We start from the raw sequence: 6356 nt of genomic DNA, 5'->3' as shown, positions 1-6356 counted from the left end.
CGAGGCGTGCGGCGGGGCGCTCGCGGCCGACGAGGTGCGCGCGGTGCTCGGCGACAGCGGGGTGGACGTGACCAGCAGCACGAAGGGCGCCTTCGGGGGCGACCGCGGCACCTCCCTGGACGTGCGCTGTCAGGTGACCGCCGAGGGCAGGGGCCGCGTGGGCGTCACCATCTCCGGGGCGCCGCGCCCCCGCGCCGAGTACGGGACCGGCGAGCTGTACACCGCCGTACCCGCCCGCGACACCCTCCCCGTACCCGTGGGTCACGGCTGGTCCGGCCTCCTCGCCACCGACAACGCCCGCCAGGGCGACCCCGGGGACGGCAAGGCGACCGCGTCGGTGCTGCTCGACTGCGCCGGGAACGGCCGCAGTCTGCTGATCACCGTCGAGACCACGCTCGGCGCCGCCACCCTGGACGACCCCGCCACCCGGCCCTCCTTCGTCCGCACCGCCACCGCCACCGCGCAACGGGCCGACGACCGCTGGGACTGCGGCGCCCGGCTGGGCAAGCAGGTCTATGACGTGGACCTGCCGGTGAACAAGGACGAGTACGAACCGCTGATCGGCGCCGACGGCACCTGCGCGACCGTCCCCACCGCCGCCCGCTCCGCCGTCTCCACCGCCCGCGAGACCGCCCGGGCCCGCGCCCCGCGCGAGGTCTGCGCCCTCGGCGCCCGCGACGGTTCGTCCCGCTACCGCCTGGACGCGTACTACGGGCCGTACGCGGAGGACGCCCGCGCCCAGTACACCCGCAACGACGGCGAGGACGTCACCCCCGCCGAGAAGCCGGCCGGGCGGCTCGGCCAGAGCGCGTACTGGGCCGGGGCGGACTGCCCGGACGGCGCCCCGCGCGCCCTGTACCTGGTCCGCGCCGACGACGCCGACGGCGACGCCCGCGCCCGCCCCGACCTCGGCTACGAACGCGCGGCCCTGTCCGCCTTCGCCGCCCGCTCGGCCGAAGACCACGGCTGCGCCGAGCCCGTCACCCCTTGAGGACTCCCTTGAGGACCGTCACCCCTTGACGGCGCCGCCGAGCGTGAAGCCGCCGCCCAGCCGCCGGGAGATGAGCACGTACAGCAGCAGCACCGGGGTGGAGTAGAGGATCGAGAACGCGGCCAGCTGCCCGTAGACGATCTGCCCGTGGTTGCCGAAGAAGGTGAAGATGGAGACGGACGCCGGGAGTTGTTCGGGGGAGAGCAGCAGCATGAAGGGGACGAAGAAGTTGCCCCACATCATGATGAAGCTGTAGATCGTCACGACCGTGATGCCCGGGCCCATCAGCGGCAGGATGACCCGCGTCAGGCTCTGCGCCCAGGACGCGCCGTCCGTCCAGGCCGCCTCCTCCAGGATCACCGGCACGCCGTCCATGAAGTTCTTCATCAGCCAGATCGCGAAGGGCAGTTGCGAGGCGGCGAGGAAGAGCGCGGTGCCGGACATGGTGTCGATCAGGTCGACCTGCACGAAGAGCCCGTAGACCGGGACCATGATCGCGGTGATCGGCAGACACGTCGTGAACAGCACGGTCATCAGATACGGCCGCACCAGGCGGGAGCGGAACCGGGACAGCGGATACGCGGCGAGCGCCGCGCACGCGACCGTCAGCGCGGTGGCGCCGCCGCACAGCACCAGGCTGTTGAGCATCGGCGTGAACGTGATCTCGTCCGTCCACACCGCCGAGAAGTTGTCGAGCGTCGGGGTGCCGGGCGCCGCCACCCGTAACGTCGCGTCGCCGTCGACCGAGGCGAGCACCAGCCAGGCCAGCGGGAGGACGAAGGCCGCCGCGACGACCAGCAGCGCGGCGTCGGCCGCCAGCCGTCGGCGTGAGAGCACGGACACCTCGGACCTCCTCGCGCGCTCGCGAGCGCAGTCGATCGGCGCCGTCGATCAGCGTCCCGTCCATGAAACCGTTCGCCCCGCCGGGAGGGGAAGACGGCGGCACCGCCGAAAAGCGGCACCGCCTCCCGGCTATTGCACCGCCGCTGCCGGGCGGCCGGGCAGCGACGAGGGCACGCTCACCGGCTGGTCGTTCTGGAGTTGGCCGAACAGCCGCTTCGCCTGCGCGGTGTCCCACTGCACGGCGCTGCCCTTGGACGTCTTCAGGTTGGTGTTGGACACCGGGACGTTGAGCTGCTTGCCCGAGCCCTGGGTGACCCCCTTCATCGCCTGGAACAGGGACATCAGGTTCTGGAGGTTCATCGTCTTGTCCACGATGAGCGTGTCGAGACCCGCGCTGACGGTCGGGAACGCCGCGAAGGGGTTGGCCAGAACGCCCGGTGTGGCGGCCTTCTTGGCGAGCGCGGCCAGGAACTTCTGCTGGTTCGCGGTGCGTCCCAGGTCGCCGTTGGCCTCCTGCTTGCGCTGGCGGACGAACGAGAGCGCCTTGCCGCCGTCGAGCGTCTGGCAGCCCTTCTTCAGGTCCAGCCCTGACTTCTCGTCCTTGATGTCGCGGGGTACGCACATCCGCACGCCGCCGACCGCGTCCACGATGTCCACGAAGCCGCCGAAGCCGATCTCCGCGTAGTGGTTGATGTGAATTCCCGTGTTGCGCTCGATGGTCTGGACGAGGAGATCGGGACCGCCGCGCGAATAGGCCGCGTTGAGCTTGTTCTGCTCCTCGCCGTAGCGCCTGCCGGTCTCGGGGCGTACGTACGACGGCACCCGCACCCAGGAGTCGCGCGGCAGGCTCATCATCGTGGTGCCGTTGGCTCCGGTGTGCAGCACCATCATCGAGTCGGTACGGCCGCCCTCGGCCGAACCGGTGCTGAGGCTCTGCTTGGCCTCCGCGGACAGGCCCGCACGGCTGTCGGAGCCCACGATGAGGTAGTTGGTGCCCTTGCCGAGCGGCGGGCGGTTCGCGGACTTCTCGAGGTCGACGTCGCGGTTCATCTGGGTGTCGACCCAGATGTAGGCGCTACCGGTGGCGACCAGCAGCGCCGACACCGTGACGATCGCCAGCCGGGTGAGGCGGCGGCGCCTGCTGAGCGGCTCCTTGGGGGCGCGCCGCCGTACGACGAGGGGCTCGGGGGCGTCCTCGTCCCGGAACAGGGGCCGCTGGTCGGGGACGTTCGGGCCGCATCGGCCCGGGCCCGCCCGGCCCCCTGACACCGCCCGGTACCCCCGGCGCCGCCCCTGGCCCCCCGCCCCGGTACCCCGTTTCCCGCCCCGGAACCCCGGGGGCTGCCCCGGAGTGGGCGGGCGGGGGGCGGCGGCGGGTTTGGGCGCGGGCGGTACGACGGGGAACGACTTCGGTCGGGTGCGTTGGCCGTCTCGTAGGCCTGTGCCGCCCCCGCCTGACGCGTCCGGCCCCTGCCGGGAGGTACGCCGCCGTCCCCTGCCGGCTGCCTGCTCTCCCTCTGCCCGCCCTTCCCGCCTATCACTCATCGGGGCAGCCTCCCCTTCGGATGGAAACGTCCGTATGCCTGCACCTGCTGACTACTGATACGGCTGCGGCCGCCCGTTGTCTCGATGTCAGGCTCTCTGGTACGCGGCGGGGTCGCTGATCGTTTCACCGGCCGTGCCCGAACGCTGGATGCGGTGCCACTTCAGCCGGGCGCCGAGCAGCAGGGCGACCACGGACTGGATGACCACCAGGTACATCAGCTGCCGGTAGGCGAAGAGCTGGAACGGCAGCGACCACAGGGTCCGCATCCGCTCCCCGTCCAGCCGCAGCGCGTATCCGGCGCACACCGTCTGGATGCCGAGGTACGCGAGCCAGACCCCGGCCGACTCGGTGGGGTTCTGGAAGAGGATCCCGTACAGCGCGAAGAGGTCGATCACGGGCGCGAGCAGCGGCAGCAGGACCTGGAAGAGGGTGAGGTACGTCAGACCGCGGCGGCCGAACCGCCCCACCGAGCCCAGCTCGATCATGGCGCGGCGGTGCTTCCACATGGACTGGAGCGTGCCGTAACCCCAGCGGTAGCGCTGCCGCCACAGCTGGCGCAGCGAGGTGGGGACCTCGGTCCAGGCGACGGCCGTCTCCTCGTACACGACCTTCCAGCCGGCCCGCCACAGCGACATCGTGAGGTCGGTGTCCTCGGCGAGGGTGTCCTCGCTGACCCCGCCGACCGCCAGCAGCGCGTCCCGCCGGAAGGCGCCGATGGCGCCGGGGACGGTCGGCATGCACTCCAGCACCTCGAACATCCGGCGGTCGAGGTTGAACCCGAAGACGTACTCCAGGTGCTGCCACCGGCCCAGCAGGCTACGCCGGTTGCCGACCTTGGTGTTCCCGCTCACCGCGCCGATAGCGGGCTGCGAGAGCGGCTGGATGAGCTGGCGGATGGCGTCCGGTTCGAAGACGGTGTCGGCGTCGACCATGACCACGATGTCGTGCTTGGCGTGCGCCAGACCGGTGTTGAGCGCGGTCGGCTTGCCCGAGTTGGGCTGACGGATCACCAGCACCCGGGAGTCGTTGCTGGCGGCGGCGATCTCGGCCGTACGGTCCGTCGACCCGTCGTCGATCACGATGATCTGAAGCTTCTGGTGGGTGGAGGCCAGCAGCGACTGGATGGTGCCCTCGATGCCCGCCTCCTCGTTGTACGCGGGGACCAGCACCGTCACCGGGTCGTTCACCACCGGGAGCTCGGGGGCGCCGGGCCGGTGGCGGGTCAGCCGCCGGACATGGGCGCGGGCGAACACGACCAGCAGCACCAGCCGCAGCACCCCCAGCGCGCCCGCGATGCCCAGCACCCACGTCATGATGGTCACGAACGCGCGGCCGACGGCCGCGAGCGAGAGCAGGGCGGTGCCCTCCCAGCGCTCCATGGTGGAGGACTTGGTCTCGACCGGCGGCACCCCGAGCCCGCCCGTCACCGTGGTGAACCTCTGCACTCGCGGGTTCTTCAGCAGCCGTTCCGTCTCCTGGTACGCGGTGTCCGTCTGCGAGAGCTGCCGGATCATCCCCTGCGAGGGCCGCCGCGACGGCTTGTCGGCGGCGACCAGCGCGTACCCCTGCGCGGCGACCTTGCGCGCCGCCTGCCACTCGACGCCGCACAGCGTCTCCACGTCGGTGGTCAGCGGCATCCGCATCAGCCGCGGCTCGGCCCCCACGGTCCCCGCGAGCGCCGATTCGGTCAGCGACAGCTCCATCTTGGAGCGGACGGACGACGCCGTGCCCATGTCGGCGCCGGTGTAGGTGTTCGAGCCGATCTCATGGCCCTCGGCTCTGATCCGCCGCACCAGATCCGGATGCTCGGCCGCCTTGGCGCCGTTGAGGAAGAACGTCGCGCGTGCCTTGTTCCTGCGCAGCAGGTCGAGGATGCGCGGCGTCCACTCCGGGTCGGGCCCGCCGTCGTAGGTGAGCGCCACCGTCCCGGCGGGCATCCGCACCGTCTTCACCTGGCCGTTGTTGATCTGCACCACCGGCCCGCCGCCGACGATGTCCTTCGGCACCGGACTGGTGCACGCGGGCCGCGACTTCGCGGCGTCCACCTCGTGGGTGGTCCAGCCCTGGAACATCAGCAGGCCGAACATGAGCGGAAGGCTCAGGGAAAGCAGCAGCCAGTGCGCGCGCGGGTCACGGGACCGCTTGTGTCGGCCTCCTCGGATCGGGTGGCTCATCGGCTGGATCGTCCCCCAGAGGTCAGGGTCGCATGAGCCACGGGGCCGAACGTGGCACGTCTTCGGTCGGGGTCGGAGGATGCCGGAGCCGCCCGGGACGACCAGCGCGGCATCGGACGGTCTCACCGTAGTGAGGGCGGCTGAGCGCCCCGACCCAACCGGCGGTAACGGATAAGAATCCGCCGACGCCGCCCTGTTGGGCTGCCGGATCACGTATCGTCTGTCGGCGGCCCGCCCATGGCCCGACAGGCATGACCTGTCAGGTAATCGACGCTCCACGGCGTCCTGCCGGAGGATCACGGTGCATCACCGCACCGATCCCCCGGAAGGGAGAACCCCCGCCATGACGAGCACTACGAGCACCACCGGCACCACCGGCCGCACCCGGGCCGTAGTCGAGGACTACCTCCGCCGCGCCGCGGAAGGAGACCCGGACAGGATCGCCGCCGTCTACGCGGAGCAGGTCGACTGGATGGTGGCCGAGAACCCCCGTGTGCCCTGGATCCGCCCCCGCTCCACTCGCGCCGATGTCGCGGGCCACTGGACCGACCTGGCCGCGCACACGGTCCCGGGCCGGGGCGCGTTCTCGATCGACACGATCGTGGTGGAGGGCAACGAGGCCGTGCTGACGGGGCACCTCTCGGGAACGGTACGGGACACCGGAAAGACCTTCTCCGGCCCCTTCGCGCTCCGGCTGTCCGTGCACGACGGCCTGATCACCCGGCACCACATCTACGAGAACAGCCTCTCCGTCGCCGAGGCCTGCACGCCCGACGGCAGCTAGTGGTGAGCCCCGGGACCG

General features: G+C 71.4%; 5 protein-coding genes. 2 read left to right on the top strand and 3 right to left on the bottom strand.

Going from position 1 to position 6356, the window contains the following annotated elements; genetic code table 11:
* The coding region (locus tag SSOG_RS57460; RefSeq protein ID WP_106516397.1) for a hypothetical protein at window positions 1–991 on the top strand (991 nt) is incomplete at its 5' end.
* A gap of 18 nt (window positions 992–1009) precedes the next feature.
* Here SSOG_RS57460 and SSOG_RS14405 read toward each other — a convergent pair.
* The 3 genes from SSOG_RS14405 to SSOG_RS14395 form a co-directional block, all read right to left on the bottom strand.
* Window positions 1010–1834 (bottom strand): carbohydrate ABC transporter permease, encoded by an 825-nt coding sequence (locus SSOG_RS14405; protein WP_009714956.1) that lies wholly within the window; start codon window positions 1832–1834, stop codon window positions 1010–1012.
* A gap of 129 nt (window positions 1835–1963) precedes the next feature.
* Window positions 1964–3103, bottom strand: coding sequence for an LCP family protein (locus SSOG_RS14400; protein WP_009714955.1), 1140 nt, complete (start codon window positions 3101–3103; stop codon window positions 1964–1966).
* Window positions 3104–3466: 363 nt separating this feature from the next.
* Complete coding sequence (locus tag SSOG_RS14395) at window positions 3467–5554, bottom strand: bifunctional polysaccharide deacetylase/glycosyltransferase family 2 protein (protein WP_039937574.1); 2088 nt, start codon at window positions 5552–5554, stop codon at window positions 3467–3469.
* Window positions 5555–5897: 343 nt separating this feature from the next.
* Between SSOG_RS14395 and SSOG_RS14390 the strand changes: the two genes are divergently transcribed.
* Complete coding sequence (locus SSOG_RS14390; protein ID WP_009714953.1) at window positions 5898–6338, top strand: nuclear transport factor 2 family protein; 441 nt, start codon at window positions 5898–5900, stop codon at window positions 6336–6338.
* The last annotated feature ends 18 nt before the right edge of the window (window positions 6339–6356 follow it).

The organism is Streptomyces himastatinicus ATCC 53653 (assembly GCF_000158915.1).
GTDB classification, from domain to species: Bacteria; Actinomycetota; Actinomycetes; order Streptomycetales; family Streptomycetaceae; genus Streptomyces; species Streptomyces himastatinicus.
This window is presented reverse-complemented; position numbering and strand designations above follow the sequence as displayed.

Excerpts from the sequence above, each read along its gene's own strand:
- SSOG_RS14395 (WP_039937574.1), bottom strand. The coding sequence starts at position 5,554 with ATGAGCCACCCGATCCGAGGAGGCCGACACAAGCGGTCCCGTGACCCG.
- SSOG_RS14390 (WP_009714953.1), top strand. The coding sequence starts at position 5,898 with ATGACGAGCACTACGAGCACCACCGGCACCACCGGCCGCACCCGGGCC.